The following is a 26,404-nucleotide window of genomic DNA, read 5'->3' on the forward strand; positions in this document are numbered from 1 at the left end:
AAATACCACTTATTTTTTCTCATCACAGCGCTACTGATGCTAACGCTACCAGTAAGCCAATCAAGGGCTCAGGTATCCCCTTCCAGAGTGGGCCAGGATACACTCAACTCTACCCTATCGGCGAGTGGCGTAGTAACCGGAAAGAATCTGGCCCTCAGCGCAGCTTTGTCACCCGAGCACACTACGCTGCTACAACTCCTGAAAGCAGCGGGGTTGATCCAGCAGGCAGCGGGTAAAGACGCCTACACCGTTTTTGCACCCACTAATGCCGCGTTTACCGATTTGCCTGATCACCTGCTGAGCGAATTACTGCTGCCGTCAAGTCACTAAAAACTGATCCGGTTCCTGGCTTACCATGTCGTGAAAGGTCGAATCACCTCAGACCAACTCAAAGACGGTCAAACCCTAACCAATCTGACGGGACAAATCCTGGTTGTGCACAAACAAGCGAGCGACTTAACGATTGAAGATGGGCGCGGGAACGTCGCGGATGTCATTCAGGCTGACGTACGGGCTACAAACGGGGTAGTTTACTCCATCAACAAAGTGCTCCAGCGGAACGTGAACTAAGAAGAGTTTTTGGGGGATTTATCTGACTTGGCAACCGATGAAACGATTGATTAATTTGTGGCGAGCGTTTCGCCAGTTAGGGCCTGGTATTATCACCGGCGCCAGTGATGACGACCCGTCGGGTATTGCAACCTACTCGCAGGCGGGGGCTCAATTTGGCCTGGCTACGCTGTGGACCGCCTGGATCACCTTCCCCCTGATGGCTGCCGTTCAGGAAATGTGCGCCCGCGTTGGCATCGTCACGGCCCAGGGCTTGGCGGGCGTCATCAAGCAGCATTATTCCAGACGCGTGCTGTATCTGGTTATTCTCATTAGCTTTCCGGCCATTACGCTCAACATCGGGGCCGACATCGCGGGTATGGGGGCGGTAGCGCATTTGCTGTTTCCCCGGATTCCTACGGCCGCGTTCAACGTGTTCTTTACTGGCTTCCTGATGAGCATTATCATTTACTTTCCGTACGAGACCATTGCTTCGGTATTGAAATGGCTCTGCCTTACCTTGCTATTGTACCTGATAATCCCCTTTTTAACCCATCCCGATTGGGGACTCATTGCCCGCAGTACGATCCTGCCAACGATTCATCTGGACAAAGATTTTGCCAGTATGCTGGTCGCTATTCTGGGTACGACGATTTCGCCGTATCTGTTTTTCTGGCAGGCCTCCATGGAAGTCGAGAATCGGCAATTGATATCACCCGCTGTCCTGGTCGATAAGCGGGTCATTAATTCGATGCGAACCGACGTAAACTTCGGTATGCTCTGCTCCAACGTGGTCATGTTCTTTATTATCCTCTCGGCGGGAACGGTTCTGTTCAAGGCGGGCATTCACCACATCGATACGGTCGACCAGGCCGCCAAAGCGTTCGAACCGTTAGCGGGCGAGGATGCCTACTGGCTTTTCGCCTTGGGCGTCATTGGTACCGGCGCCTTAGCCATCCCGGTGCTGGCGGGGTCGCTTTCGTACATGATGGCCGAAACGTTTGGCTGGGATCACGGATTAAGTAAGCGCTTTGGTCAGGCAAAGGGATTCTACCTGACCATGATCATCTCCCTACTGATTGGTCTATCGCTTGATTTTCTGTCCATCAGTCCGATTCAGGCCTTAATCTGGACCGCGATTGGGTATGGGCTAACGGCTCCGGTCCTGATTTTTATTATTCTGCGCATCTGTAACAATACGCTCATCATGGGGGAGTTCACTAACAGCAGCCGCACGAATCTACTGGGCTGGTCAGCTTTCGGGCTGATGACCGTAGCCGCTTTGTTATTGCTTTATTTACAGTTTTGATAGCCATTGGAGACATAAAAGGTGACGGATACTAGCCAGGTTTTTAGCCAAATGATCAGGTAAACGGTTAGTAGATTATGTCCACTTTCTCAGGTTATCTGTTAATCGGTTATGAACGTATTACTCGTTGAGGATGAAGCTAATCTAGCCTCGTTTATCAAAAAAGGATTAGAAGCCGAATCATTCAACACCGACGTAGCTTACGACGGCTACGTGGGTCGGCAACTCTTCCAGCAAAATGAATATGACGTTGTGATTCTGGACGTCAATTTGCCGTCAATCAACGGCTTTGAGCTATGCCAGTTGATTAAGCGGGAAAACGAGCGGATGCCGGTGCTGATGCTTACCGCACTGGATAGCCTGGCCGACAAGGTGAAAGGATTCGATGCTGGCGCGGACGATTACCTGCCCAAGCCCTTTGCCTTTCAGGAACTCCTGCTCCGTATCCGGGCCATTAGTAAGCGTCATGAGCTGCGATATACAACGGAGCTTCGCCTGGCGGATTTAACCCTAAACCTAACGACCAAGGTGGTCACCAGGGCCCAGAAACGCATTGAGTTAACCTCCAAAGAATTTGCGCTGCTGGAATACATGCTGCTTCACAAAGGCAAGATTATTTCCCGCGCCGAATTAGCCGAACGGGTTTGGGAAACCGATTTCGATTCCAACACCAACGTGATTGACGTGTACATCAATTACCTGCGCAAAAAGATTGATAAGGACTTCTCCCCCAAGCTGGTGCACACGGTCATTGGCATGGGCTATTCACTCCACGAATCGTAACCGCACGTACTAGCTGGCCGGTAATTATGCTGATCCGACACAAACTAACCCTGCTTTTTACCGCCATCGTACTGGCGATCCAATTGGCCTTTACCAGTTTTGTGTACACGTTTTATTCGGTATACCGGCAGCAAGGATTCACGGTCCGTTTGCTGGGGAAGGCCCGTTTGTTTGGGCGGGTCATGATTTCACGGCATTCCAGGGAGGGCGTACCCGACCGGGCCTTGAACGCAACGGATCTGCAAACATTAACCGAAGAACACATCACCATCTTTGATCAGCAGGGACGAGTTATCTTTACCAATCAACTGCCAACTTACGTACAAAAAGAAGCCCAATTTATTCCGGCCCTGACCCGCGATTCAACCCTGCAGTTCACCATCAACCGCAACGAGGGGGCGGGGATTTTGTATTTAGACCAGGGTCAGCGCTATCCTATCTTCGTGACAGGCTACGACCGATTGGGTCACGCCAAACAACAAAACCTGTTTACAATACTGCTGGTGGCCAACCTGGGGGGCTTTTTGCTCATTCTGGTCGCGGGTTGGTACTTCGCGGGCCGGTTCTTACGACCCCTGGCCAACATGGTCAATTCGGTCAGGGCTGTTCAGCCCGTTTCGGATGATCACCTGCGGCTGCGGCTGAACGAAGGCAATCAAACGGATGAAATTGCCCAGCTGGCTATGACCTTCAATCAACTCCTGACCCAGCTTCGAACGACGTTCGAGAACCAGCGGCAGTTCGTCTCGCATGCATCGCATGAACTTCGCACGCCCTTAACGACGGTGTTAGGTACGCTGGAAACGTCCCATCAGTATGACACTGATCCCGCCGATTATCGGGCCAGTATGGAAATAGCCATGCGGGAACTCACTAAGCTCGTTGGCCTAACCAACAGTTTATTAAAACTGGCGACCACGAGTGACGGCTCGCTAGCCATGACGCCAGTGCGGTTGGATGAATGCGTCATGACGGCTATTGGTCAGGTAAAGCGTAAACGAACCGGCTGCAGTGTCTCGTTCCAATTCGGCCAGCTACCGGATGATGATTTTTTCGTGGTCACGGGTAACGAAATCCTGCTCACGACAGCGTTGCAAAATATCATCGATAATGCCTGTAAATACTCCCAACAGCCCGTTCAGGTCAACCTCTTTACGCTGCCGGATGAAGCCCTACATCAAATCTCCGTCACGGATCAGGGCGTAGGCATCCCATCTGCCGACTTACCCCATATTTTCGAGCCATTATACAGGGGTAGAAACGCTGATAAAGCCGAAGGATTTGGCGTTGGTCTGGCGATTACCAAACAGATTGTTCAACGGCACCGGGGCACCATTAGCCTGGCGTCCCATCCAACAACGGGGACGACCGTAACCATTGACTTGCCCGCCCTGAATGTTAAATCAACGATAATCTACTGATTTACAGGCATCAATGTTTAGGCTATTTAAACTGCTTCCGATCATCTGCCAATTCTAATGAATTCTAATCTGCATCTAAGAAAGCTCTAATCTCACCGCTTCATCTTTGTAGCCATACGTCAACGTCTGGGTTATGAAGCAGCGCGTTTCCATCAACTTTTTAGCCATCATCCTGGGCATCGGCTTGCTGGCTTCGCTGGGTGTGAATGTTTATCAGCTTTATCATCAGAGTGTCCACTGGCCACCGGATTCGGAGACCATTGAGGCCCCAAATGAGGCTGCGCAGCTACAACAGCAATTGTCCAGGTGCAGTTGGGAGAACACCCGCAAAGACAGCGTCATTGCCTGCCTCAAGCACCAGCCAAGCGCTCATACCTTCTCAACCTTTTCGACTCAGCCAGGCCCCTGATTTATACGGCTTACTTCCTGTTTCCTTTCATTTTTAGGACTTACCTGATTCGTTATGAGATTATCTATGTTTAGCTGGTTGCTTATTTCGCTAACGGTGCTTAGGCCCATTGCCCTGTGGGCTCAATCCGTTCCGGGTGATTCCGTATTGTCGCTGGCCAGAGCCGTTGATCTAGCGGTACAGAATTACCCGTCTATCAAAAATAAACAGACTGAAATCCAGGCTACTCAAGCTGATCTGGCTGCCCAGCGGGCCAGCTATCTGCCTGCTGCGTCGTTTCAGGCTCAGGCCCTGTATGCCACGTCCAACAACGTGCGGGGGGCCACCTTTCCCAATGAAGGCACGACCAACTCCGTCTCCAGTGGGGTAAAAGCCAATGGGCCAACGGCAGACGCCGTCTGGGGTAGTCTGAGTTCATTAAATATTAATTGGAGAGCCATCACCTTTGGTCGTAATAAAGCCGAACTGACCTTAGCTAAGTTGGCTATTCAACGGGCCAGTGCCGACTACCAGCAGGAAGTATTCGTTCACCAGGTTCGTGTGGCCGATGCGTATTTACTCGCCTTAATTATCGACCAAACGGTTAAGGTGCAGGCGGCTAACCTGGCCCGGATTGCGGCCTTCCGAACGGTCATGCAGGCTAATACCCGGTCGGGACGGCGACCCGGCGTGGATAGTGTGCTGGCGGATGCCGAACTGGCGAAAGCCCGGCTCCTGCTTATCGAAAGTCGACGGATGGCCCAGCAGCAGCGGGTGCAACTGGGCGAATACATAGGGGTTCCCGGTGCCATCTTCCAACTGGATACGGCCACGTTTCAGGCGTCTGTACCACCCGATTTTACGTACTCGGAAGCGAAGCTCGCCAATCATCCCGTGCTGGCTTTTTACCGGCGACAGATTGATTTTAGCCAGGCGAAAGCCGAAGCCTTTCGCAAATCGTACCTACCCTCTATCGCCCTGAATAGTGCATTCTGGGCACGGGGATCGGGCATCAGTGACAATACTACCCCGGAGGGTAATTTCATCTATAACGCTTCTCTAGGAGCGGGCCTGCCGTTTCGCGTAGCCAACTATTTTGTGGGCGTGAGTACGGTCTGGCGATTTAGTGACGTGTTCCAAACACGGCAACAAACCAAAGCTCAGCAGTTGCGGACGCAGGGCGATCAATACCGCTACAATCAGGAATTATTAAGTATCCGGTCCCAGCAGCAAACGGCCGATCTCCAAATCCAAAACGCCTACGAAGCCGCTCGGCAGGCTCCGCTCCAGCTGGGAGCTGCGCAGGCCGCTTACCAGCAGGCCCAGGCCCGCTACTCCGCCGGGTTGTCGAACGTGTACGAATTCACCCAGGCGTTTACGCTGCTCAACCGGGCGGAGATCGATCAGTTCGTGACCACCAACAATGTCTGGCGGGCGCTGCTGCTCAAATCGGCTGCGGAGGGTGATCTGGCGGATTTCGTTAAACTGACCATAAAATAACCCCTGACTCGGATGAATCAACTCATTGCTTCTGCGCTCTCTAGGCCCGTCACGATTGTGGTCCTGGTGCTGGGAATCCTGGTGTTCTCAGTGATGGCACTGCTCAACATTCCCGTTGATATCTTTCCCAAACTCAACGCACCAACCATCTACATCGCCCAGTCCTACGGCGGTATGATGCCCTCCCAAATGGAAGGCTTTATCGCGACCCGGTATCAGAACCAGATGCTGTACGTTTCCGGGGTAAAAGACGTAGACGTCAAAAACGTGCAGGGCTTGACCCTGGTGAAATGTTCGTTTTATGAGAACACCAACATGGCCCAGGCGGCCGGGGAGGTCGCCAATCAGGTGAGCCGGGTACTGTCGTACTTGCCCCCCGGTTCGCAACCGCCCGTCGTCGTTCGCTTTGATGCCTCCACGCTCCCGGTGGGTCAATTGGTATTTAACTCCAAGAGCCGCTCGCTTTCCGACATTCAGGACCTGGCCTCGACCAAAATCCGGCCCCTGCTAGCTAAAATCCCCGGCGCTTCATCCCCGCCGCCCTTCGGCGGTAATGAGCGAACGGTGGTCATCAAAGTCGATCCGGCCAAGATGCAATCCTACGCCCTGACACCCGACCAGATTGTGCAGTCGGTGGTGAAGGCCAATCAGATTTCACCCGCCGGGGTGGTGCGGATGAAGGACTATGCCTACATGACGCCCTCGAACTCCGTCATCAATACCGTCAGTGAATTTGCCCAAATCCCTCTGAAAATGGGTGCGGGACCAACCGTCCTGCTGGGTGACGTGGCCACGGTCAACGACGCAGCGGACCAGACCGTGGGCTACGCGCTGGTCAACGGCAAGCGGGCCGTCTACATCCCAGTAACCAAAACCGGGGACGCTTCGACGATGGCCGTAGTGAAAGCGTTGAAAGCCAAACTAGCCGAGATGCAAAGCCTACTGCCCGACGATGTCCGGCTCAGCTACGAGTTCGATCAGTCGGTATATGTTTCCAACGCCGTGAGCGGCCTGATGAGCGAGGGCATTATCGGGGCCGTCCTGACGGGTCTGACCGTCCTGCTCTTCCTACGCGACTGGCGCAGTTCGCTGATTGTGGTGTTGACCATTCCTGTGGCTATTCTGGCAGCGGTCATGCTCCTCAATGCGGCTGGTCAGACTATCAATATTATGACCCTATCGGGACTTGCCCTGGCCATTGGCATTCTGGTCGATGAAGCAACCGTAACGATAGAAAATATTCACCAGCATCTGGAGATGGGCAAGTCTAAGGCGCGGGCGATTTATGATGCCTGTCTGGAAATTGCCTTCCCGGAGTTCTTGATACTGATCTGTATCCTGGCCGTGTTTGCACCATCCTTTTTGATGAGTGGCGTTCCCAAAGCGATGTTTCTACCCCTATCCCTTTCCATCGGGTTTGCCATGATCGTGGCCTTTCTGCTGGCCCTAACGCTGGTGCCGGTGCTGTCGAACTGGTGGATGAAAGTCCACCAAGAAGGCGAGCACGAGGCGGCTGTACAGGTGCTGGATAACCAGGAATTAGCTGAGGTTGAGCACCATACTAAATTCGAGAAGAATCGCAAAACCGAGCTGAAAGGGTTTGAACAATTCAAAGCTCGGTATATAGCACTGGTCGAATTATTGCTACGGCATCGAACACTGGTGATTAGCAGTTACGTCCTGATAACCTTTGGATTAGCGGGACTACTATTTATGCATATCGGTCAGGATATGTTGCCTAAGAGCAACGCAAAGCAGTTTCAGGTACGGGTCATTGCCCCCCAGGGCATGCGCATCGAGCGAACCGAAGAGCGGGTGCAACGGGTGCTGAGTATCATCGAGCAACTGGTGGGCAAGGAAAACGTAGCTATTTCTTCGGCCTTTGTAGGTATGACCCCTTCCAGTTACGGGACCAGTAACCTGTATGTGTTTAACGCTGGACCTCACGAAGCGACCGTGCAGGTAGCGTTGAACGAAGGCTATACCGGCAATATGGACGCCCTGCGGGATAAGCTGCGGGCCGAGGTCAAGAAACAACTGCCGGGCGTAGGTATTTCGTACGAACCCATCGAGCTGACCGATAAAATCATGAGCCAGGGCGCTTCTACGCCCATCGAGGTGCAGGTCGGGGGCAAAAACCTGGAAGATGGCCAGGCCTACGCCAAACGGTTGCAGGATGGGCTTAAATCCATTCCGTACCTGCGGGATATTCGCATCAAACAGCCCCTGAATTACCCCACCCTGGATATTCAATTCGACCGGATCAAAGCGGCTCAGTTCGGTCTGACCGCCGATGATATATCAAAGAGCCTGGTAGCCGCCACCTCATCGAGTCGGTTCACGGCCAAAAATCTGTGGCTGGATCGAAAAACGGGTTATGCCTATCAGGTACAGGTGCAATTGCCCGAATACGAGATGAGCTCCCCCGAAGACATGGAAAACATTCCCCTGGTGAAAGGTCAGCTTCGACCAACGCTGGGCGACGTAGCTACGATCCGTCGAACGACCGTACCGGGCGAGTACGACCGCAGCGGTCCCCGGCGACTAGTGACCGTGTCGGCTAATATCTTCAACAAAGACCTGGGTACGGCTACCCGCGACGTGCAACGGATAATTGATCGGTTAGGGGCTCCCCCCAAAGGGACTGTCGTTGACTTACAGGGCATGGCTCAGCTCTTACGCGAAACACTGGGCAGTCTGCAAATGGGGTTGGGGCTAGCCATTATCGTTATTTTTCTGGTTTTGATGGCCAATTTCCAATCGTTCGGTGTAGCCTTTGTTGTGCTGTCAACCATCCCGGCGGTGCTGGCGGGTTCGTTAGGGCTGCTTACCCTGACGGGTAGTACACTCAACCTGCAATCCTATATGGGCATTATCATGTCCGTCGGGGTATCGGTGGCCAACGCAATCTTGCTGATTACCAACGCCGAGCAATTGCGGCTGGTCTACAGCAACGCTACCAAAGCGGCCCTAACGGCAGGCAGTATGCGTCTGCGCCCGATCATGATGACCTCCCTGGCAATGATTGCTGGAATGATTCCAATGGCTTCCGGGCTGGGGGAAGCGGGCGACCAGTCGGCACCATTGGGCCGGGCCGTTATCGGTGGCCTCTTTTTCTCCGCTTTTGCGGCCTTACTGATTCTGCCCGTCATTTTTGCCAGTGTCCAACGCAAAGCCTCCGTTAAATCGTCCTCACTGAATCCTAACGATGAAGAAAGTGAATTTTATGACGGCGTTGACCCGCTAAAAAAACAGCTTTTAACTACGCATCCTAACTAATCTGCCCAACGCCTGGCTTTCAATCGGGTTATCCCGAACGGTCCGTGACACCCGAACTTCCGAAACTCGGGCCGGGCGCCAAAGGCAACTACTACTATGAAAAATATACGTTATTACGGTTTACTACTGGTCAGCATGACCGTTCTTTTGCCAGCCTGCTCCTTAGATGAAAGCAAAAAGAAAACAACTGAAGAACCGTCCGAGGCTACTAATCAGGCTGCGTACCAACTAGTGCCAGTTTCGGTCGAATCAGTTGCGAAACAACTTTCACTGCCAGGTGAATTTTTGCCCTTCTATGATGTTGCGCTCTTCGCTAAAGTCAACGGGTTTATAAAACGTATGCCCGTGGATGTGGGGGATAAAGTACACCGGGGACAACAACTGGCGGTGATGGAAGCGCCCGAGTTGGAATCGGATTTAAGTCGAACCCTATCAGACTTGACAGCGGCCAGAGGCAGACTCGCCATCAGCCAAAGCAATTACCGGCGACTGATCCAGGCGGCCAAAACAGCCGGTGCTGTGGCCCCCCAGGAATTGGATCAGGCGCTGGCCATCGTTATGGGTGACAGTGCCAATCTAACCAGTCAACAACAGCGGGTTGCCAGCGCTCGCCAGATTAAGCAGTATTTACAGTTAACGGCTCCTTTCGACGGGGTGGTTACGGAACGTGTCCTGAGTCCTGGGGCGCTGGTAGGACCAACCCAGAAAGATGCACAGCCCATTTTAAAGCTGAAAGAAATTGGTCGCCTGCGCTTACAGGTGACCGTTCCAGAAGTATACGCGGGTCAGATTCGCCAGAATACACCGGTTACCTATTCCGTTAGCGCGTTTCCTGGGAAAGTATTTACGGGGAAGATCAACCGCATCTCCTATAATGTTGAGCGGAGCGTACGGGCGGAACTCATTGAAATCGAGGTGAAGAATCCAGGTTTGCAGCTCATGCCGGGTATGTACGCCACGGTCGGTTTTCCGGTCCAGCGGCAAAGTAAAAGCTTATACGTACCCAAATCAGCTGTCGTCGTTTCCATGGAGGGTAGTTATGTCATTACCGTGGTAAACGGAAAAACGCATTGGGTAACCGTACAAACCGGTAATGAATCAAACAATCAGATCGAAGTAATTGGTAACCTCAAAGCGACGGATCAGGTCGTGGTAAAAGGATCAGATGACATTCGGGATAATATGGCCATCCAAACGGTAGCGAGTTCCTCCGCGGAGGTATCCGCCCGGTAAGGTGCCTGTTACGAGACGAAAATCCTTTCCGTGAATTAGACGGTTATTCCCTGACCGGGCTTTTCCAACCGGTGAAAATGGATGCCCCGCTTCGCAAAATAGGGTTCGTAGTTATCATAGCGCTGGGTTACAAAAAATGGTTTGATATAGCCGTCGTGCAGGGGTAAAATCTGTTTTGGCTGCAACCGTTCCGTAAAACGTGCGACCGTCAGTTCCGTCAGGAAAGGAGCCGTAACAGGCAACATCAATAAATCTACACCTTTATACGTCAACAGCTTATCATCCAATGAATCGGCCGTGTTCAGAATATATTCGTCAATCAAAAAAGCAAACATCATGGGCAGCTTATTGTCCAGAATTGGTTCGTGCGGTACAGAAATCGCCCTCAGCGCGAATGGACCTAGCTGGAAAGTTCCTTCCCGGATTTCATTTACCGCAATGCCTTCCGGCTTTAGTTTTTCCGCTACCTCTCCCGTCGACCAAACCTGGGCCTGGCTTACGCTAACAATCTGTTTTAAAGCCGGTACATCCAGATGATCGGGGTGGTCGTGGGTAATGATAATATAGGATACGTTCGCGAACTCGTCGGGGCTAACCAGGCCCTCAATGAATGAAAATTTGCCGGGGTCGAATAAGAGTTGCTGCCCGTCTTTTTCCAGCAGCAAGCAGGAGTGGATGTATTTGGTAATGGTCATATTAATTTTTATAAACGCAAAAACCTGATTGATGAGATTACTACGGATAGTGTATACCCGGAGAAGCCAGAATTGTTGGGCTGCTGTGACTGTAAACAGGCGGAATAAGTTATGGCTGAGTTTAGTCCCAGCCCCATTTTTTAAATATTCCATGCCCAGTTTCGGAGCGCAGAAAATCGACAAATTGCCGGACTATAGCGGGTTGGCGAGTCGTTTTGCTCAGGGCAACGGGCGTGCCCCGGTAAACCGTTTCCGTAGCGGGCAACTGCACCAGGTCCGTCTCAGCCGTCAGCCGGTTGTGCCACGACGCGTAGGTGATCCAGGCATCGTAGCGGCTGTCCTGCTTCCAGGCGGCAATGCCCAGTGCTGAATTGGCAAACGACTGTCCGATGTTGGCCTGAATGCTGCCGATCAGCTTCTGCCGCCCGGCCAGATCTTCCCACAGCCCTAGTTGCCCCGCTCCGTTGACGTCCAGCAGCGTAATGCCAGGGCGGGTCAGATTGCGCAGGGTCTTGATGCCTTTGGGGTTGCCGGGCCGCACCAGGATGGCGGCGGCCCGGCGGTAGAGTTCCGTGCGGCTACCGGCGTCGATCAGATCGGGGTGGGCGGCTGTCAATTGGGTCAGCATATATTCCGAGCCACCAAAGAACAGGTCGGCCCGCTGCTGCGCCTGCGGGAGCCAGTTGGCTTCGGGCCCAGCAATTACTTTAACCGGGTGGCCGGTTTGCTCACCAAACAGGGCAGCGCATTCATTCATGGGACCCAGTGGTCCGCCGGGGCCGTAAACGTACAGCGTGTCGGTCGTGGTTTGTGCATCAGTCAGCAGGGGTGTCGTCATCAGCAGGGCAATTAACAGGGTTTTCATAGACGATTGATGGTTTCTATGTGGGCAAATACGGCATGAACTTACCCCCTATTCGAGGGCAAAGGTGCGCCCGCCCGCTCAGTAATGTTCATGCTATTTCTGAATGGCCCCTTACGAATGGTGATTGGCACGGGTAGTCAAATTGGTGGACCTTTATCCTGATTAATGAATAAAGATTAATTAAAACTGTTTGATTATGAGATTCTTAACTCCCTATCCATGACTAGCGCAGCCACGCAAGCCCAGCCGTTCGGCTGCTGGCTGCTGCCGCCTGACAGCCAGCCTTCGCTCGACGCCGTTCACCTCATCCGCCACGATGGCTCGGCGGGTCCCAGTCGCCGGGAAGCCTACCCGCAGCCCTACCACTTGCTGATACTGGTCGTGGCCGGGGCCGTCGTACAAACCGTCGATGAGCAGGTTTGTCTGCTTCAGGCCGGGGAACTCTATTACGTGCGACCCGGCCAGGTGCAGGGCTGGACGATGGATGAGAACACCCGCGCTTATCTACTCTTCGTCCGCCCAACGCCGGGCCACCAGCCAGCTGACCCGACGGCCTGCCGCTGGTCGTTGCCCCCGACCGACTTCCGGCTGGGGCTGCTCGACCAGCTTTTCGGACAGCTTCACGCCGTCTGCCACGCGAGTGGGGCTAACCGGCCGGAGCGGGTCACCGGTCGGCTGCGGCCGTTGCTGGGCTGCCTGGACCGGCTGCTGGCCGATACAGCCCGCTACCAACCCGATTAACCAATTTCCCTCATGACAACGGATCAACTTCCCGTGACCGCGCCGACGGCGACCGGCCACGAACCGACCTCCTGCTGGACCCGCTACGTCTTCAGCACCGACCACAAGACGATTGCCAAACAGTTTCTACTGACGGGCATGGCCTGGGCCGTGATTGGCGGGGGAGCATCCATGCTTATCCGGCTTCAACTGGGCTTCCCCAGTCTGCACCTGCCCATTCTGCACGCGCTGCTGGGCCGCTACACGTCCGAGTCAGGGCAGCTCACCCCCGACGGCTACCTGGGGCTGGTGTCGATGCACGGGGCTATTATGATGTTTTTCGTGCTGACGGCGGGGCTGAGCGGCACGTTCAGCAACCTGCTCATTCCACTTCAGATTGGTGCCCGGGATATGGCGTCCGGTTTCATCAATAGGCTTTCCTACTGGTTTTTCTTTGCGGCCAGCGCGGTTATGTTTTCCGTGTTTTTAGTCGAAACGGGGCCACCCGAAGGGGGCTGGACGGTTTACCCACCCTTGAGCGCGCTACCTCAGGCATCGGGTGGGTCGGGGCTGGGTATGGTGCTCTACCTGCTGGCCTTCGCCTTCTTCGTCGTCTCCACGCTGCTTGGGGGCATCAACTACATCGCCACGGTGATCAACTACCGTACGCGGGGGATGTCAATGAGCCGCCTGCCGCTGACGGTCTGGGCGTTTCTGTTCACCGCCATCATCGCTACGATGGCCTTTCCTGTGCTGCTGTCGGCATTTCTGCTGCTATTTTTCGACAACTCGATGGGCACTAGTTTCTTTCTCAGCGAGATATACGTGGGCGGGCAGGCGCTGCCCGAAACGGGTGGCTCACCCATTCTCTACCAACATCTGTTCTGGTTTCTGGGACACCCCGAAGTCTACATCATCTTTCTACCCGCCCTGGGGATTGCCTCCGAAGTCATCGCTACCAACGCCCGAAAACCCATTTTCGGCTACCGGGCTATGATTCTTTCGATGGGAGCCATTGTTTTTCTGTCGTTCGTGGTTTGGGCGCATCATATGTTCGTGTCGGGCATGAATCCGTTTCTGGGGTCGATCTTCATGTTTCTGACGCTGGTGATTGCCGTGCCCTCAGTGGTAAAAGGCTTTAACTACATCACCACCCTGTGGCGGGGCAACATTCGCTTTACCCCCGCCATGCTATTCGCTATTGGGCTGATATCGTTTCTATTCACCGGGGGCGTAACGGGCATCGTGCTGGGCAATTCAGTGCTCGACATTCAGTTGCACGACACCTATTTCGTGGTCGCCCACTTCCACCTGATTATGGGGTCGGCTTCGTTTTTCGGCACGATGGCGGGTATTTATCATTGGTATCCCAAGATGTTTGGCCGGATGATGAGTGCCAAATGGGGCTACGTGCATTTCTGGCTGACATTTGTGGGAGTATACCTGGTCTTTTTTCCCATGCATTACCTGGGCATTGCGGGCTTTCCGCGTCGGTATTACGCCTTCACCAGCTACGATTTTACCCACGCCTTCGCCGACATGAACGCCTTTATCAGCCTGGCAGCTTTCGTCACCTTCGGCGCGCAGTTCATTTTTCTGGTCAACTTTTCCTGGAGTATGTTCCGGGTAAAGCGCGCCCCGCAAAACCCCTGGCACTCGAATACGCTCGAATGGACGACGCTCATCGTGCCGCCCCACGGCAACTGGCCGGGCGAGCTGCCGCTGGTGTACCGCTGGCCCTACGACTATAGCAAACCCGGGGCGCCCGACGATTTTATTCCGCAGACGGTACCCTATGCGCTGACGCCCGAATCCAACCTGCCCCATGAGCAGGCGCTGGTGTCGGCGGAGCGTGAACTGAGCTTAGTTCAGAATCGGGCATAACCATTTGTGATTGGCCGGGTTAGCTCTAAACCATGACCTTTGTTTCTATCAACCGGGGCACCTGCCCTTATGACCATGAAAACCCTACATCACCCAAGTCAGCCCTGGTGGCTCATGCACCTGCACAACGTTTGTTACGCGCTGATGGGCGTCACCCTGCTCATTCACCCGACGGAAACCTCACCCCTGCGGACCGGGCTGCTAGGTGGCCTATTGCTGCTGGCAGGCATCTGCACGCTGACGCTGGGAATGCGCCGTCGGCAGCGGGGTGACACCGATAACCTGTGGTTCATTCTCTCCAGTGGCCGCGACATTATTTTCGGCGTCTGGCTGCTGGCGGTGATGAATCAGCCGATGGGCGCTATGATCAACACTATCGGGCTGTGGGCCATCATCTACGCCTTTTTGCAGGCCATCGAAGCCAACTTTTACTTCCTGGGTACCCGCGCCAACGAAGACAAAGACTACTGGGTCGAAGTCATCCACTTTGCTTGCGTCTTCATCGCCGGGGGCTTCGCCTTCCTGCTCATCATGCGCCCCGACGGGCTGACGGCCAGCCTGGGCTACGTAGGGCTGTTTCTGGTGGGGCTGGGGCTGGTGCAGGAGTTCCTCACCCGGATGCTTCAGCGCGACGCCACCCGCTACGCTAACTAAGCCGCACCATGACACATATCCTATTGCTGCTACTGCTAGGCCTGGTGGCCGGTGCGCTGAGTGGCCTGATCGGCATCGGGGGCGGCATCATCATCGTACCGGCCCTGGTACTGCTGTTCGGCTTCTCACAGATCACCGCGCAGGGAACGGCCCTGGCCACGCTAATTCCGCCCGTTGGCCTTTTAGCCGCTTACGCGTACTACCGCGAGGGAGCCATCGATCTGCACGCGGCCATCTGGATTGCGGCTGGCTTTCTGATCGGCGGCTTCTTCGGGGCCAAAATCGCGACGGCCATCCCGGTCAACCTGCTGACCAAAGGCTTCGCTCTGCTGCTCGTCTTTATCGCCGTGAAACTGTGGTTCGGTGGTGCTCACTAACTAATTTCTTTTGATGAATACTGATCCAACACCCCCCAACCCCTTTCGTCGGCTCGTCCGGTTGCTCATGGCCCTGGGTGGGCTAACAGCCCTATTAGTCGTGGGCCTACTGCTGACGCTGATGCTGTGGCTGAACGGCTCGGCCACTCAGCCGGTGGCGCTGGCGAGGGCCACCAGCACGCCGGTGAGCACGGCCGCGTCGACTGCCCCGGCCGCGCAGCCTAAACCCGCCTACTGGCACCCGCCCGGCGACAGCCAGTTACCCGCGGGTGAAGCAGGCAGGCGAGTCAGCTACGGTCGCGAACTAGTGGCGCACACGGCGAAATACCTCGGTCCGGCGGGGTCGGTGAGGCACCTGTCCAACGGCATGAACTGCCAGAAATGCCACCTCGACGCCGGTACGAAGGTGCTGGGCAACAACTATTCGGCCGTTTTCTCGACTTACCCCAAATACCGCGAACGGTCAGGCACCAACGAAACCATCGTCAAGCGCATCAGTGACTGTTTCGAGCGCAGCCTCAACGGACGCTCGCCCGACAGCAGCAGTAGCGAAATGCGGGCGATGGTGGCCTACATGAAATGGCTGGGCACCGGCGTACCCAAAGGCGATAAACCCAGCGGGGCCGGACTGGAAAAGCTGGCTTACCTCGACCGGGCCGCCAGCCCCGACAACGGTAAGTTGGTGTACACCACCAAATGCCAGAGCTGCCACGGTGCCAATGGGGAAGGTATTAAGATCGCAGGCGACGCCCAGTATACCTACCCACCCCTGTGGGGGCCGCACAGCTACAACGACGGCGCTGGCCTGTTCCGGCTGTCGAACTTTGCGGGCTACGTCAAGAACAATATGCCGTTTGGAGCCAGCTACGAAAGTCCGATGCTGACCGACGCGGAAGCCTGGGACGTGGCCGCGTTCATCAACTCGATGCCCCGGCCCCACCGGGACCAGCGTCACGACTGGCCCAAACCAGCCGCCAAGCCCGTCGATTTCCCCTTCGCGCCCTACGCCGATTCCTTCAGCGAAAAGCAGCACAAATACGGCCCCTACCCGCCCATTGCCGACGCGAAAAAGAAAGCACCAAAGGCATAAAGTCATCCCGTTTCCAGCGGGCAACCCAGCGTTGACGCTTAACTTTTAAACAACTAAATCTAGTATGAAGACCCTGAAAATTGTGCTCCTCACCGCCTGCATGGGCACAACGCTACCCACGATGGCCCAGACTACCAACCCCGCCGGCTTCCACGGTGCCGACGCTACCAAATCGACTTACCGGGCCGTCTACCAGCTCGACAATGAAGAGCCGGAGAAGATCAAAGGCACGCTCCGCAACATCCAGAACGCCATCAGCGATCCGCGCCTGAAAGGCAAATTACAGCTCGAACTGGTCGTACACGGGGCGGGGGTAGCGGCTTTCAAAAAAGAGAGTGGCTACGAAGAAATTCTGAAGAAACTCCAGGATCAGGGCGTGATTCTGGCGATGTGCGAAAACACCATGCGCGAACGCAAGATCACCAAAGACGAACTGTTTCCGTTCCTCTCCTACGTACCCAGCGGCAACGGCGAGCTGATTATCCGGGGGCAGGACGGCTGGACGATTATACACCCGTAACAGCTAATGGGAGACAGCCGCCCTGTGATCAACAAACTGTTTTGACCAGTAAACAACAAACTCTATGCAACGTAACCACTTTTTTATAATCGCCCTGCTGATGAGCGCATTGACAACCCAGGCCCAGCCAATGGCCGACAAATCCTACCGCTACGACCCGCCCTGGAACCAGCCGCCCAAAGGTGGGGTGTCGTTTACTGTGCCCGGCGTCGACAACGTACCCGACCTCTACGGCGACATCGTCAACCCGCAACTCATCGTGTTTATGGGCGGTAACCAGTTTATGGTGCTCGATGAACTGCTGACGGCTTTCAGAAAGCAGTACCCGGCCTACACCCGCATTTTCGTGGAAACGCTGCCGCCGGGTATTCTGGCCAAACAGATGAACAGCGGCTCCATCGTCATTGGCAACCTACGGATCGACCACCAGCCCGACGTGTACCTGGGCGGCAAAAAACGCGTCGAAGAAAACCGCGACAAACTCAACGGTATCGTTACTTACGCCCGAAACAAACTGGCGATCATGGTGCGAAAAGGGAATCCGAAGCAGGTGAAAACGTTGAACGACCTGGGCCGGGCCGACCTGCGGGTGAGTATGCCCAACCCCGCCTGGGAGGGCATTGGCGGTCGCATTGAGGAAGCCTACGTCAAGGCCGGGGGCGACGCGCTGAAGTCGGCCATTATGCAGCAGAAAGTAAGCGACAAAACCACCTTCCTGACCCAGATTCACCACCGGCAAACGCCCATGCGGGTGCTGTACGATCAGTCGGATGCCGGGCCGGTCTGGTACACCGAAGCCTTTTACCAGCAGATGCTCAACAACCCCGTTGACCTCGTACCGATTCCTGACAACCAGAACGTGGTGGCTGAATACATGGGTGGGGTCGTCAAAACGGCCCCGCACGCCCGGGCTGGCACCGACTTCATAAACTTCCTGATGAGCCCAACGGGGCAGGCGATCTACAAAAAATACGGCTTCATGCCCCCGGCCTGAGTATGGTCAACTCACTATCACTACCCGTACTGCTCCTGGTTTTTGTCGGAGCCGCTGCCCTCGTCTGGCGGGCTGGTATCGCCCTGTCTACTACCACCGATTCGCTCGACAAACGCTTTAAATTAGGCGAAGCATTGGGTGGTATCCTTATTTTGGCCATCGTCACCAACCTGCCTGAAATCGCTATCACCGTCAGTACGGCTATCAACAACAAAATCGAGTTGGCAGTGGGCAACATTCTGGGCGGTATTGCCCTGCAAACCCTCGTACTGGTACTGCTCGATGCGACTGGTACTGCTCGATGCGGTGGGCGTGGGTAAACAGGACACATTTACCGCGAAGCAATCGTCGCTGACGCCGGTGCTGGAAGGAGCACTGGTCATTGCTATGCTGACACTGGTTGTCATGGGCCATCAGCTCCCGAAAGACCTTGTTTTTGCCCGGCTCACACCCGATAGTCTGTTGCTCGTCGGTACATGGATAGTGGGCGTCTGGCTAACGGGCAAAGCCCACAAGGGGCTTTCCTGGCAGACAGATACAGCCAGGAACGTTTCCAAAAAAGACGCTCAGTCCGATAAACGTAGCACCGATAAAACCCTGCTCATATTCGGCCTGGCAGCTCTGGCGATACTGGCGGGCGGGGTAGCCCTGGAAGAAAGTGGTGACGCAATGTCAAAGAAGCTGGGTATGGACGGGGTTATCTTCGGGGCAACAGTTCTGGCAGCAGCTACCTCCCTGCCTGAAGTCTCGACGGGTCTGGCCTCCGTCAGAAGCAAGGAGTATACGCTGGCGATCAGCGATATTTTCGGCGGTAATGCGTTTCTGCCTGTGCTGCTGGTCGTGGCAACAGTCATCTCGGGTAAACCCGTGCTGCCTACCGCCCAGAAAAGCGACATCTACCTCACCGGACTAGGTATGCTGGTCACGATTCCTTACCTCTACGGTGCGCTGTTCCGGCCCAAACGCTAGTTTGCCCGCACGGGTCTGGATTCGTTGGTGGTACTGATCGTGTATTTCATCGGGGCTGCCGGACTGTTTTTGATCGCGAAGCAGTAACTTGGTTATTCGTTGGCAGGCAAGACTAACTTCGTACCATGGTTCGTCTAAGGGTGTGCACAGCAGGCCCTACGGCTTCATGAATACAGTCATGCGGACAGACAGATACGACGAGTTAACTTGGCCTATTGACCAATCGCCATTGGGCTTGCAGTGATGGAAGAATGGATAAAAATGATTACGCTGGCGCTGGCGCGGTGGGTAGAAGCGGGCGCTGCGCTGGTCATCGCGATAGCCTCGGCCCGCTCGCTGGTCAGTTACCTGTACGCGGTCGGCACGGATCGGAGTCTGGCCGTACCCAAGGAGGAAATCCGATTGTCGCTGGGCCGGTCGCTGGCCTTGGCGCTGGAACTGGAACTGGGGGCTGATATTCTAAAAACAGCCGTCGCCCCTACTTGGAACGACATCGGGTTGCTGGCGGCCATTGCCGTGCTTCGTACGGGTCTAAACTTCTTTCTGGAGCGGGAACTCCGGAATGCGGAACGACGACAGCCGGGCAGTAGCACCCCTATAATCTCTGCTCCTGATAACCATGCCAACTAATCTGTTTCAGTATAGCCTGCTGGCAACGATTGTCGACTTTACGGGGACACTCCTGATTGGATTAGGGGCCAGCCGCGCACTTGTTCGCTACTTGAGGGCCAGGGGTGTCGGCGGAGCGGTGAACGGCATACAGCGGTCGCTGGCGGCTGATTTGGTAACAGCCCTGTCGGTTAAAAGTGGGGCTGGTATCATTCGTACGATTGTCGTCGCTGACTGGACCCACTTTCTGCTGGTACTGGCCATCATCAGACTGCGCTTTTTTCTGGGCCAGACCTTCAGTCGCACCTTTCCCCTGAACAACTAACGTATTGTCGCTATGTTCGATTTTCGCCTAACCGTCTTTTATACCGTCGCCCGGCGGCTGAGTTTCACCAAAGCAGCCGCCGAATTATTTGTGACCCAACCCGCCATCACCAAGCACATTCAGGAACTGGAAAGTCAGTTAGGCACGGCCCTATTCGACCGGCGGGGTAACCAGATCAGCCTGACGACGGCGGGCAACGTACTACTGCGCCATGCTGAAACCATCATGGGCGTCTACCGGCAGATCGAGTTTGACCTCAACGAATTGAAGGGAAAGCCCGGCGGACGACTGCGGTTGGGGGCCAGTTCCACCATCGCTCAGTACGTCATTCCGGCGGTGCTGGCCCGCTTCGGCGAGCAGTTCCCGGACGTCACGCTGTCGCTGCTGAGTGGCAACACCGAGCAGATCGAACAGGCCCTGCTCCACGACGAGATTGACCTGGGACTGGTGGAAGGCCGTACCCATCACAGCGACGTTCGCTACACCCCCTTCGTGAAGGACGAACTGGTGTTGGTCTGTCGCGCGGATCACCCGCTGGCCGGGCGCGACGAGATCACGCTGGACGAGCTGAAGACAGTGCCGCTGGTACTGCGCGAACCGGGGTCGGGCTCCCGGGAGGTGGTCGAACACGCGCTGCGCGGGGCGGGCCTGCGGCTGGCGGAGCTACAACAGGCGATGCAACTGGGCAGCACTGAGGGCATCAAAACGTACCTGAGCAGTTCATCGGGCATGGCCTTCGTGTCAATCTTCGCCGTGCCAAACGAACTGAAAAGCGGGACGCTGCGCGTACTCGATGTGGCCGATCTGACGATCGAGCGCGATTTTTACGCGATCCAGTTACAAGGGATGAGTGAAGGGCTGGCCGATACGTTCATGCGCTTTGTCCGGCGGCAGTATAACGCCCGGTAATTGGGCATCAGTAGCCGTGATTGGCCCCGGTGGTATAGGGGCGGTACCTTTGTTGTAGACAAATCAGGACACGTAATGAACACTGCCCACGCAACCGCCGAACGCCCCGCTACCCAACTGCACCTCTGGAAACAACGGGCGCAACACCTGCTCGACCACCGCTTTACTACCCGCCAACTGGTGTTTATCGGGGCCGTTATCCTCTGCCTGACGCCGATCATGTCGCCCCCGCTGGCCCTGTTGCTGGGGCTGATAATCGCCCAGTTCATCGGTCATCCATATCTGCACCTGAACCATAAAGCAACCCACTGGCTCTTGCAGGCATCGGTGGTGGGGCTGGGCTTCGGCATGAACGTCCACAGCGCGGTGCAGGCGGGTAAAGAAGGCGTGTTGTTTACCGTCGCATCCATCGCCGGTACGCTGACAGTCGGGATTCTGCTGGGCAAATGGCTCAAGATCGATAAGATTACCGCTCACCTGATTGCCGCCGGTACGGCCATCTGCGGGGGCAGCGCCATTGCGGCCCTGTCGCCGGTGATGAAGGCTGAAGAAAAGCAGCTCTCCGTCGCACTGGGTACCATTTTCATCCTTAATTCGGTGGCTCTGCTGGTCTTTCCGGCCATCGGGCAGTGGCTGCACCTGACCCAGAATCAGTTCGGGCTGTGGTGTGCGCTGGCCATTCACGATACCAGCTCGGTCGTGGGCGCAGCAGCCAAATTCGGCCCGGAAGCCTTGCAGGTCGCTACCACCGTCAAGCTGGCGCGAGCCTTGTGGATCATCCCCGTTGCGCTGGGTACGGCGGCTCTGTTCAAGACCGGCAAGGGCACCATCACCATGCCCTACTTCATCGGCCTGTTTATCCTGGCGATGATCGTCCACACCTACGTACCCACCATTCAGCCGGTCGCCGACGTGCTGGTCAGACTGGCGCATATTGGTCTGACGCTGACGCTGTTTCTGATCGGAGCGGGGCTGTCGGGCAAGGTAATCCGGGCGGTGGGCTGGCAGCCGCTGGCGCAGGGTGTGGTGCTCTGGGTGCTCATCTCGGCCGCGTCCCTCTGGGCAATTCTGACGTTTTAGTATAGAGACGCAAGAGGAGAGATGAAAGAAGAAAGACCTGACGACCGGCCATTATCTTTTTTCCTGCGTCTTTCCTCGTTCATCTTCTCCCGTAAATTGCATCACCCTTCTACTTTCGTTCGTATGAAAACCAATCAATCCGACGCGTCGCTTTTTAACCGGCGGGGCTTTCTCAAGACCTCCTCGCTGGCCACACTGACGAGCCTGCTGGGTACACCCATCGCCTTTGCCGACCGGCTACCCAAACACTACCTACCGCTGGTTTTCCGGCTGGACGACCCCGCCAACCCGATGGCCACCAAAAACAAGAGTCTGGTGGTGCTCAACGACAAACCCTGGAACGTCGAAACACCCGCTTACCTGCTCGACGACGACGTAACGCCCGCCGAAAAAATGTTTATCCGCAACAACGGGCAGATTCCGGCTAGCATCGACCTGGCGGGCTGGAAGCTGACCATCAACGGCGAATCGGTCAAAGCACCCAAAACCTATACGCTCGCCGAGCTGAAAGCTAAATTCAAGCCCTACACCTACCAACTGGTGGTCGAGTGCGGGGGTAACGGCCGGGCGGGGTACTTCCCCAAAACGGCGGGCAACCAGTGGACCGAAGGGGGCGTTAGCTGCGCCGAGTGGACGGGTGTCCGGCTGAAAGACATTCTGGCCGACGTGGGCCTCACCGACACGGCGGTCTACATCGGCTACTACGGGCAGGACCTGCACCTGAGTGGCGACCCCAATCAGCCGGTCATCTCGCGGGGCGTCCCCATCGCCAAAGCCCTGGAAGACGAAACGCTGGTAGCCTGGGCCATGAACGGGCAGGACATCCCGCTCGTCCACGGGCATCCGTTGCGGCTGGTAATTGGCGGCTGGCCCGCGTCGGTGTCGGGCAAGTGGCTGCACACGATTGCCATCCGCAACAAGGTGCACGACGGGGCCAAGATGACGGGCAAAAGCTACCGCGTCCCCATCCATCCGGTGGTACCGGGTGTCGATCCGCCGGATAGTGATTTCAAGATTATCGAGTCGATGCCCGTCAAATCGGTAATTACCTTCCCGCAGACGGGACTGGAAACGCCGATGGGCAAACCCCTCGCCTTGCGCGGCCACGCCTGGGCGGGCGACCGTGTCGTGAAAGAACTTTACGTCTCGATTGACTTTGGCGAAACCTGGCAGAAGGCTGATTTGAAGGCCCCGAAAAACCGGCTGGCCTGGCAGCAATGGAGCGCCGAGGTGAACTTCCCGATACAGGGCTACTACGAAGTGTGGGCGCGGGCCACCGACGACAAGGGCGTATCGCAGCCGATGGTGATGCCGCAGTGGAACCCCGAAGGCTACCTCAACAACGCCTGCCACCGGATTGCGGTGAAGGTGGTTTAGAAAAGGAGAAAGGACGAGAGGGACAAACGGAAAAATACTATGAAACAGAAAGACATGTATAAAGAAACCGGGAATACCCGGCGGACGGCGAAGTTCCGCTGGCTACTGGCCAGTCTGTGCGTGTGGTTGCTCTGTGCCTGGATAGCCCAGCAGCCGGTTCCGGCGAAGAAAGCCCCGGCCAAAGCGCACACGGCGGCTCCGGTCCGCCGAACCACGACGACAAAAAAGCCCGTTAAAGCCAAAGCAGCCGCTGTGGTAGCCACCGAAACGGCCCCGATGGACGCGACGGCCCTTAATGCGCAGGGCGTGGTGGTCGATGAAGCAACGGGGCTAGCCCTGGGCGAGAACATGATTCTGGTGAAAGGCCAATGCACCGTCTGCCACAGCAGCAAGCTGATTCTGCAAAGTCATTTCGACCGCGAGAAGTGGGTCGAGCGGATTCGGTGGATGCAGCGCACCCAGAAACTCTGGGACCTGGGCGAGACAGAAAAGCCGATTCTGGATTATCTGGTCAAGAATTACGGTCCTATCAAAACGCCCTTCGACGGGCGTAGACTCCCGCTTGAGACGCCTAAGTGGCATACCCGGTAGGTTATCCTACTTGATTGTAGCGAGAAAAATCGTGCGTTGTCAGTGCGCCTAAGGTTGTTGACAACGTACGATTTTTGTCCAATCGATCTAGTTAACTGTCTTTTTTTAAAAACCGAATCAACGCGTTACGGCCTGGCGACTTATCTTTTGCCGGGAGTTCCGTAACCGTGCGTCTCACCTTTTAGTATAAATACTTAAACAATGACCACTCCTGAGTTTGATCGGAATCGGTTCGATCAACGCTACAGACCAGCCCGAATCAACGTTCTGTTTGTGGCCGAAGCCCCCGGCACGACCGAAAAGCATTTTTATTTGGGCAACACCAATCTATACCGAACTGTCTATGCTGCCTTTAAGGACGTGTTTGGGCCCTTTGCGTCAACGGAAGCCTTTCTTTACTTTTTTGCCTCCTTGGGCTGCTACCTGGATCATCTTAGTTGGCAACCCATCGATACATCCAGTAAACGCCAACGGCAGCATGATCGTCACCTAGCGATAGACTCCCTGAGTCAACGGCTGCGTAGTTACCAGCCCGCCAGTTTGCTTCTGCTGATGAAGGCGATAGAAAAACCCGTCCAGCAGGCGATCAATCAGTCAGGCGTTACATCCATTCGGCACCAAAGAACGACGGCTTACCCGGCGGGCAGCGAAGTTAATCGGCAAGTCTGTCTGCGCGACATCAAATTTGCCATAACACATTGGCTGGATGATACGGATTAAGGACTGGATTACATGGTTACAAGTGTTTTGTTGGCAGCTGTCGCCCGCTGCTTTACCACAGTGGTATCTGGTTTCGTCTCAAAAAATTTATTTATTATTGAAAAATTAGGGGTTGGATTTAAACTAATTGGACACTGACCGTCTGCCGTGGCGACCGTCTGCCGCGGCACACCTGTTCGGCTATACCCAATGATTGTAATCAGTATAAAGACTCACTAACTCTAAGGCATTTTTTAGCTCATTTAATTGACAACTTGAAGATTTCAGCGAAACTGACCACCCCGCGGGGCCGCCCAATTTCAAAAATGACGGACCGCGCCACGGCGGCTATTTATTTCACGTTAAACTGACCGTGGTGCTGTCAAGCGTGACCCGGTCTGGCGTGACCCGGTCTGGCGTGACCCGGTCTGGCGTGACCCGGTCTGGCGTGACCCGGTCTGGCGTGACCCGGTCTGGCGTGACCCGGTCTGGCGTGACCCGGTCTGGCGTGACCCGGTCTGGCGCCGGAGCGGGACCATTGCTCTATGCCTCTGAAATCTCCAACTTGAGTTGAACCCAGGTATTTTCGACGCAGGAAGTCGCCGATAAACTCCACCCGCAGGCAATACCTGTGCGGGTTATTGAGGAAGGAACCCTTCAACTCGGTCCGTTTACCCTACAAGCGATATCGGTTCCTCATGAGCCCGTTTTGGACGATCACTTACCTAAGATGTTTGCTTTTGTCATTGACAATCAGGTGCTCAATCCCGCAGATTCGTTCTCTCCTATCCTACTGAATTATAAGGGGATCGAGTTGCTGGTACTGCCCGTCATGGCTCCGTTTCTGACCGAGCTTGTGGTAGCCAATTTTGTCAAACAGATGCAACCCAAACAGATCCTGCCCGTCCATGATGGGTATGCCAAATCGTTCTTTCTCCAGCAACGGTATGAAACATACGGGCCTTACGTTGAGAAATTAGGCATTCAGTTTCATTACCTGACCGAACCAGGACAGGCCGTTATACTATAAATCGTGAAAACCGCCGTGTGGAAACGTAAGCGACCCTATTACTGCGGCAGTTTCTCCCGAAAGTAGCCATACAGCCACGTACCTCCTATAGCACTCAGCAGTGTAACCGCCACAAGGCCATACCCACTGCCAATCTGAGCGAATAAGGGGCCTGGACAAGCGCCGGTAATAGCCCAGCCCAAGCCAAAAATAAGCCCGCCATAGATCTGGCCTTGGTGAAATTTCTTTGGCGCAATATGAACCGGCTCGCCAGTCATCGTTTTGATACCGAAGCGCTTAATGAATTGTACGGATAGGAGCCCTACCACAACGGCACTGCCGATAACCCCGTACATGTGAAACGAATCCAGCCGGAACATTTCCTGAATCCGGAACCAGGAAATGATTTCAGCTTTGACGAAGACAACGCCAAACAACAGACCGACAATCAGGTACTTTAGATTGGCAAGCCCCGTTTCGGGTTTAGTTTTTGCCCCGGGCGCTTCGTGGAGAGATCCCAGGACAGTCGATGAACGCGGCTTTAGGGGAAGGGATTGATTCATGGGGAAAGATGG

Annotated in this window: 28 protein-coding genes and 1 pseudogene; 25 read left to right on the plus strand and 4 right to left on the minus strand. The window is 55.2% G+C overall.

The window, feature by feature from the left end; translation table 11 throughout:
- The first annotated feature begins 36 nt into the window (after window positions 1–36).
- The 8 genes and pseudogenes from NT073_RS05505 (at window position 37) to NT073_RS05540 (ending at window position 10,462) form a co-directional block, all read left to right on the plus strand.
- Window positions 37–570 (plus strand): annotated as a pseudogene (locus NT073_RS05505) (fasciclin domain-containing protein).
- A gap of 37 nt (window positions 571–607) precedes the next feature.
- Window positions 608–1,858, plus strand: a complete 1,251-nt coding sequence (locus NT073_RS05510) for a divalent metal cation transporter (RefSeq protein ID WP_297369956.1) — start codon at window positions 608–610, stop codon at window positions 1,856–1,858.
- A 111-nt stretch (window positions 1,859–1,969) separates the two neighbouring features.
- The gene (locus NT073_RS05515; RefSeq protein ID WP_297369958.1) at window positions 1,970–2,641 is read left to right on the plus strand and encodes a response regulator transcription factor; all 672 of its coding nucleotides are present in this window, start codon (window positions 1,970–1,972) and stop codon (window positions 2,639–2,641) included.
- A 26-nt stretch (window positions 2,642–2,667) separates the two neighbouring features.
- Window positions 2,668–4,062, plus strand: a complete 1,395-nt coding sequence (locus NT073_RS05520; protein WP_297369960.1) for a HAMP domain-containing sensor histidine kinase — start codon at window positions 2,668–2,670, stop codon at window positions 4,060–4,062.
- 133 nt (window positions 4,063–4,195) lie between these two features.
- Entirely contained in the window at window positions 4,196–4,471 is a 276-nt protein-coding gene (locus tag NT073_RS05525; RefSeq protein ID WP_297369965.1) for a hypothetical protein, read from the plus strand.
- A 54-nt stretch (window positions 4,472–4,525) separates the two neighbouring features.
- Entirely contained in the window at window positions 4,526–5,950 is a 1,425-nt protein-coding gene (locus tag NT073_RS05530; protein ID WP_297369968.1) for a TolC family protein, read from the plus strand.
- Between the two features lie 12 nt (window positions 5,951–5,962).
- Window positions 5,963–9,229: an efflux RND transporter permease subunit gene (locus tag NT073_RS05535; protein ID WP_297369971.1), complete on the plus strand. Its 3,267-nt coding sequence runs from the start codon at window positions 5,963–5,965 to the stop codon at window positions 9,227–9,229.
- 96 nt (window positions 9,230–9,325) lie between these two features.
- Window positions 9,326–10,462 (plus strand): efflux RND transporter periplasmic adaptor subunit, encoded by a 1,137-nt coding sequence (locus tag NT073_RS05540; RefSeq protein WP_297369978.1) that lies wholly within the window; start codon window positions 9,326–9,328, stop codon window positions 10,460–10,462.
- A 35-nt stretch (window positions 10,463–10,497) separates the two neighbouring features.
- Here the strand turns inward: NT073_RS05540 and NT073_RS05545 are convergent, their stop codons facing one another.
- Together NT073_RS05545 and NT073_RS05550 are read right to left on the minus strand one after the other, a co-directional pair.
- On the minus strand, window positions 10,498–11,157 hold the full coding sequence (locus NT073_RS05545) for an MBL fold metallo-hydrolase (protein ID WP_297369985.1): 660 nt from the start codon (window positions 11,155–11,157) through the stop codon (window positions 10,498–10,500).
- 121 nt (window positions 11,158–11,278) lie between these two features.
- The gene (locus NT073_RS05550; RefSeq protein WP_297369989.1) at window positions 11,279–12,022 is read right to left on the minus strand and encodes a substrate-binding domain-containing protein; all 744 of its coding nucleotides are present in this window, start codon (window positions 12,020–12,022) and stop codon (window positions 11,279–11,281) included.
- A gap of 219 nt (window positions 12,023–12,241) precedes the next feature.
- Between NT073_RS05550 and NT073_RS05555 the strand changes: the two genes are divergently transcribed.
- The 16 genes from NT073_RS05555 (at window position 12,242) to NT073_RS05630 (ending at window position 24,841) form a co-directional block, all read left to right on the plus strand.
- A complete protein-coding gene (locus tag NT073_RS05555) occupies window positions 12,242–12,763 on the plus strand; it encodes an AraC family ligand binding domain-containing protein (RefSeq protein WP_297369999.1) in 522 nt (173 codons plus the stop codon).
- A gap of 12 nt (window positions 12,764–12,775) precedes the next feature.
- Window positions 12,776–14,626, plus strand: a complete 1,851-nt coding sequence (locus NT073_RS05560; protein ID WP_297370005.1) for a cbb3-type cytochrome c oxidase subunit I — start codon at window positions 12,776–12,778, stop codon at window positions 14,624–14,626.
- 75 nt (window positions 14,627–14,701) lie between these two features.
- Window positions 14,702–15,280, plus strand: a complete 579-nt coding sequence (locus NT073_RS05565) for a DUF308 domain-containing protein (RefSeq protein ID WP_297370008.1) — start codon at window positions 14,702–14,704, stop codon at window positions 15,278–15,280.
- Window positions 15,281–15,288: 8 nt separating this feature from the next.
- Window positions 15,289–15,657 carry a sulfite exporter TauE/SafE family protein gene (locus NT073_RS05570; RefSeq protein WP_297370011.1) on the plus strand — a complete coding sequence of 123 codons (369 nt, stop codon included), beginning with the start codon at window positions 15,289–15,291 and terminating at the stop codon, window positions 15,655–15,657.
- Between the two features lie 13 nt (window positions 15,658–15,670).
- Complete coding sequence (locus NT073_RS05575) at window positions 15,671–16,747, plus strand: c-type cytochrome (RefSeq protein ID WP_297370013.1); 1,077 nt, start codon at window positions 15,671–15,673, stop codon at window positions 16,745–16,747.
- Between the two features lie 64 nt (window positions 16,748–16,811).
- Entirely contained in the window at window positions 16,812–17,267 is a 456-nt protein-coding gene (locus NT073_RS05580; protein WP_297370017.1) for a DsrE family protein, read from the plus strand.
- Window positions 17,268–17,331: 64 nt separating this feature from the next.
- Window positions 17,332–18,261 carry a substrate-binding domain-containing protein gene (locus NT073_RS05585; RefSeq protein ID WP_297370021.1) on the plus strand — a complete coding sequence of 310 codons (930 nt, stop codon included), beginning with the start codon at window positions 17,332–17,334 and terminating at the stop codon, window positions 18,259–18,261.
- Between the two features lie 2 nt (window positions 18,262–18,263).
- Entirely contained in the window at window positions 18,264–18,581 is a 318-nt protein-coding gene (locus NT073_RS05590; RefSeq protein ID WP_297370024.1) for a hypothetical protein, read from the plus strand.
- The gene (locus tag NT073_RS05595; protein ID WP_297370027.1) at window positions 18,544–19,230 is read left to right on the plus strand and encodes a sodium:calcium antiporter; all 687 of its coding nucleotides are present in this window, start codon (window positions 18,544–18,546) and stop codon (window positions 19,228–19,230) included. Before NT073_RS05590 ends, NT073_RS05595 begins: the two co-directional genes overlap by 38 nt.
- 243 nt (window positions 19,231–19,473) lie before the next feature.
- On the plus strand, window positions 19,474–19,860 hold the full coding sequence (locus NT073_RS05600) for a DUF1622 domain-containing protein (RefSeq protein ID WP_012931367.1): 387 nt from the start codon (window positions 19,474–19,476) through the stop codon (window positions 19,858–19,860).
- Complete coding sequence (locus tag NT073_RS05605) at window positions 19,850–20,164, plus strand: DUF1622 domain-containing protein (protein WP_297370031.1); 315 nt, start codon at window positions 19,850–19,852, stop codon at window positions 20,162–20,164. The genes NT073_RS05600 and NT073_RS05605 overlap by 11 nt, the downstream gene beginning before the upstream one ends.
- Window positions 20,165–20,176: 12 nt before the next feature.
- Window positions 20,177–21,073, plus strand: coding sequence for a LysR family transcriptional regulator (locus NT073_RS05610; RefSeq protein WP_012931365.1), 897 nt, complete (start codon window positions 20,177–20,179; stop codon window positions 21,071–21,073).
- A gap of 75 nt (window positions 21,074–21,148) precedes the next feature.
- Window positions 21,149–22,153, plus strand: coding sequence for a putative sulfate exporter family transporter (locus NT073_RS05615; protein ID WP_297370035.1), 1,005 nt, complete (start codon window positions 21,149–21,151; stop codon window positions 22,151–22,153).
- Between the two features lie 123 nt (window positions 22,154–22,276).
- Window positions 22,277–23,530 (plus strand): sulfite oxidase, encoded by a 1,254-nt coding sequence (locus tag NT073_RS05620; RefSeq protein WP_297370038.1) that lies wholly within the window; start codon window positions 22,277–22,279, stop codon window positions 23,528–23,530.
- Between the two features lie 39 nt (window positions 23,531–23,569).
- Window positions 23,570–24,121 (plus strand): hypothetical protein, encoded by a 552-nt coding sequence (locus tag NT073_RS05625; protein ID WP_012931362.1) that lies wholly within the window; start codon window positions 23,570–23,572, stop codon window positions 24,119–24,121.
- A gap of 201 nt (window positions 24,122–24,322) precedes the next feature.
- Window positions 24,323–24,841: a hypothetical protein gene (locus NT073_RS05630; protein WP_012931361.1), complete on the plus strand. Its 519-nt coding sequence runs from the start codon at window positions 24,323–24,325 to the stop codon at window positions 24,839–24,841.
- Between the two features lie 361 nt (window positions 24,842–25,202).
- Here NT073_RS05630 and NT073_RS05635 read toward each other — a convergent pair whose 3' ends face one another.
- A complete protein-coding gene (locus NT073_RS05635; RefSeq protein WP_297370043.1) occupies window positions 25,203–25,481 on the minus strand; it encodes a hypothetical protein in 279 nt (92 codons plus the stop codon).
- 69 nt (window positions 25,482–25,550) lie between these two features.
- Here NT073_RS05635 and NT073_RS05640 point away from each other — a divergent pair, with 69 nt between their 5' ends.
- Window positions 25,551–25,850: a hypothetical protein gene (locus NT073_RS05640; protein WP_106139124.1), complete on the plus strand. Its 300-nt coding sequence runs from the start codon at window positions 25,551–25,553 to the stop codon at window positions 25,848–25,850.
- A gap of 38 nt (window positions 25,851–25,888) precedes the next feature.
- Here the strand turns inward: NT073_RS05640 and NT073_RS05645 are convergent, their stop codons facing one another.
- A complete protein-coding gene (locus NT073_RS05645) occupies window positions 25,889–26,392 on the minus strand; it encodes a DUF6691 family protein (protein WP_297370050.1) in 504 nt (167 codons plus the stop codon).
- Window positions 26,393–26,404 lie beyond the last annotated feature (12 nt).

Source organism: Spirosoma sp. (assembly GCF_026391055.1).
Classification (GTDB): Bacteria; Bacteroidota; Bacteroidia; order Cytophagales; family Spirosomataceae; genus Spirosoma.

What these genes read in the sequence shown, in the direction of transcription:
- NT073_RS05510 (WP_297369956.1), top strand. Translation starts at nt 608, where the DNA reads ATGAAACGATTGATTAATTTGTGGCGAGCGTTTCGCCAGTTAGGGCCT.
- NT073_RS05515 (WP_297369958.1), top strand. Translation starts at nt 1,970, where the DNA reads ATGAACGTATTACTCGTTGAGGATGAAGCTAATCTAGCCTCGTTTATC.
- NT073_RS05520 (WP_297369960.1), top strand. Translation starts at nt 2,668, where the DNA reads ATGCTGATCCGACACAAACTAACCCTGCTTTTTACCGCCATCGTACTG.
- NT073_RS05525 (WP_297369965.1), top strand. Translation starts at nt 4,196, where the DNA reads ATGAAGCAGCGCGTTTCCATCAACTTTTTAGCCATCATCCTGGGCATC.
- NT073_RS05530 (WP_297369968.1), top strand. Translation starts at nt 4,526, where the DNA reads ATGAGATTATCTATGTTTAGCTGGTTGCTTATTTCGCTAACGGTGCTT.
- NT073_RS05535 (WP_297369971.1), top strand. Translation starts at nt 5,963, where the DNA reads ATGAATCAACTCATTGCTTCTGCGCTCTCTAGGCCCGTCACGATTGTG.
- NT073_RS05540 (WP_297369978.1), top strand. Translation starts at nt 9,326, where the DNA reads ATGAAAAATATACGTTATTACGGTTTACTACTGGTCAGCATGACCGTT.
- NT073_RS05545 (WP_297369985.1), bottom strand. Translation starts at nt 11,157, where the DNA reads ATGACCATTACCAAATACATCCACTCCTGCTTGCTGCTGGAAAAAGAC.
- NT073_RS05550 (WP_297369989.1), bottom strand. Translation starts at nt 12,022, where the DNA reads ATGAAAACCCTGTTAATTGCCCTGCTGATGACGACACCCCTGCTGACT.
- NT073_RS05555 (WP_297369999.1), top strand. Translation starts at nt 12,242, where the DNA reads ATGACTAGCGCAGCCACGCAAGCCCAGCCGTTCGGCTGCTGGCTGCTG.
- NT073_RS05560 (WP_297370005.1), top strand. Translation starts at nt 12,776, where the DNA reads ATGACAACGGATCAACTTCCCGTGACCGCGCCGACGGCGACCGGCCAC.
- NT073_RS05565 (WP_297370008.1), top strand. Translation starts at nt 14,702, where the DNA reads ATGAAAACCCTACATCACCCAAGTCAGCCCTGGTGGCTCATGCACCTG.
- NT073_RS05570 (WP_297370011.1), top strand. Translation starts at nt 15,289, where the DNA reads ATGACACATATCCTATTGCTGCTACTGCTAGGCCTGGTGGCCGGTGCG.
- NT073_RS05575 (WP_297370013.1), top strand. Translation starts at nt 15,671, where the DNA reads ATGAATACTGATCCAACACCCCCCAACCCCTTTCGTCGGCTCGTCCGG.
- NT073_RS05580 (WP_297370017.1), top strand. Translation starts at nt 16,812, where the DNA reads ATGAAGACCCTGAAAATTGTGCTCCTCACCGCCTGCATGGGCACAACG.
- NT073_RS05585 (WP_297370021.1), top strand. Translation starts at nt 17,332, where the DNA reads ATGCAACGTAACCACTTTTTTATAATCGCCCTGCTGATGAGCGCATTG.
- NT073_RS05590 (WP_297370024.1), top strand. Translation starts at nt 18,264, where the DNA reads ATGGTCAACTCACTATCACTACCCGTACTGCTCCTGGTTTTTGTCGGA.
- NT073_RS05595 (WP_297370027.1), top strand. Translation starts at nt 18,544, where the DNA reads ATGCGACTGGTACTGCTCGATGCGGTGGGCGTGGGTAAACAGGACACA.
- NT073_RS05600 (WP_012931367.1), top strand. Translation starts at nt 19,474, where the DNA reads ATGGAAGAATGGATAAAAATGATTACGCTGGCGCTGGCGCGGTGGGTA.
- NT073_RS05605 (WP_297370031.1), top strand. Translation starts at nt 19,850, where the DNA reads ATGCCAACTAATCTGTTTCAGTATAGCCTGCTGGCAACGATTGTCGAC.
- NT073_RS05610 (WP_012931365.1), top strand. Translation starts at nt 20,177, where the DNA reads ATGTTCGATTTTCGCCTAACCGTCTTTTATACCGTCGCCCGGCGGCTG.
- NT073_RS05615 (WP_297370035.1), top strand. Translation starts at nt 21,149, where the DNA reads ATGAACACTGCCCACGCAACCGCCGAACGCCCCGCTACCCAACTGCAC.
- NT073_RS05620 (WP_297370038.1), top strand. Translation starts at nt 22,277, where the DNA reads ATGAAAACCAATCAATCCGACGCGTCGCTTTTTAACCGGCGGGGCTTT.
- NT073_RS05625 (WP_012931362.1), top strand. Translation starts at nt 23,570, where the DNA reads ATGAAACAGAAAGACATGTATAAAGAAACCGGGAATACCCGGCGGACG.
- NT073_RS05630 (WP_012931361.1), top strand. Translation starts at nt 24,323, where the DNA reads ATGACCACTCCTGAGTTTGATCGGAATCGGTTCGATCAACGCTACAGA.
- NT073_RS05640 (WP_106139124.1), top strand. Translation starts at nt 25,551, where the DNA reads ATGTTTGCTTTTGTCATTGACAATCAGGTGCTCAATCCCGCAGATTCG.
- NT073_RS05645 (WP_297370050.1), bottom strand. Translation starts at nt 26,392, where the DNA reads ATGAATCAATCCCTTCCCCTAAAGCCGCGTTCATCGACTGTCCTGGGA.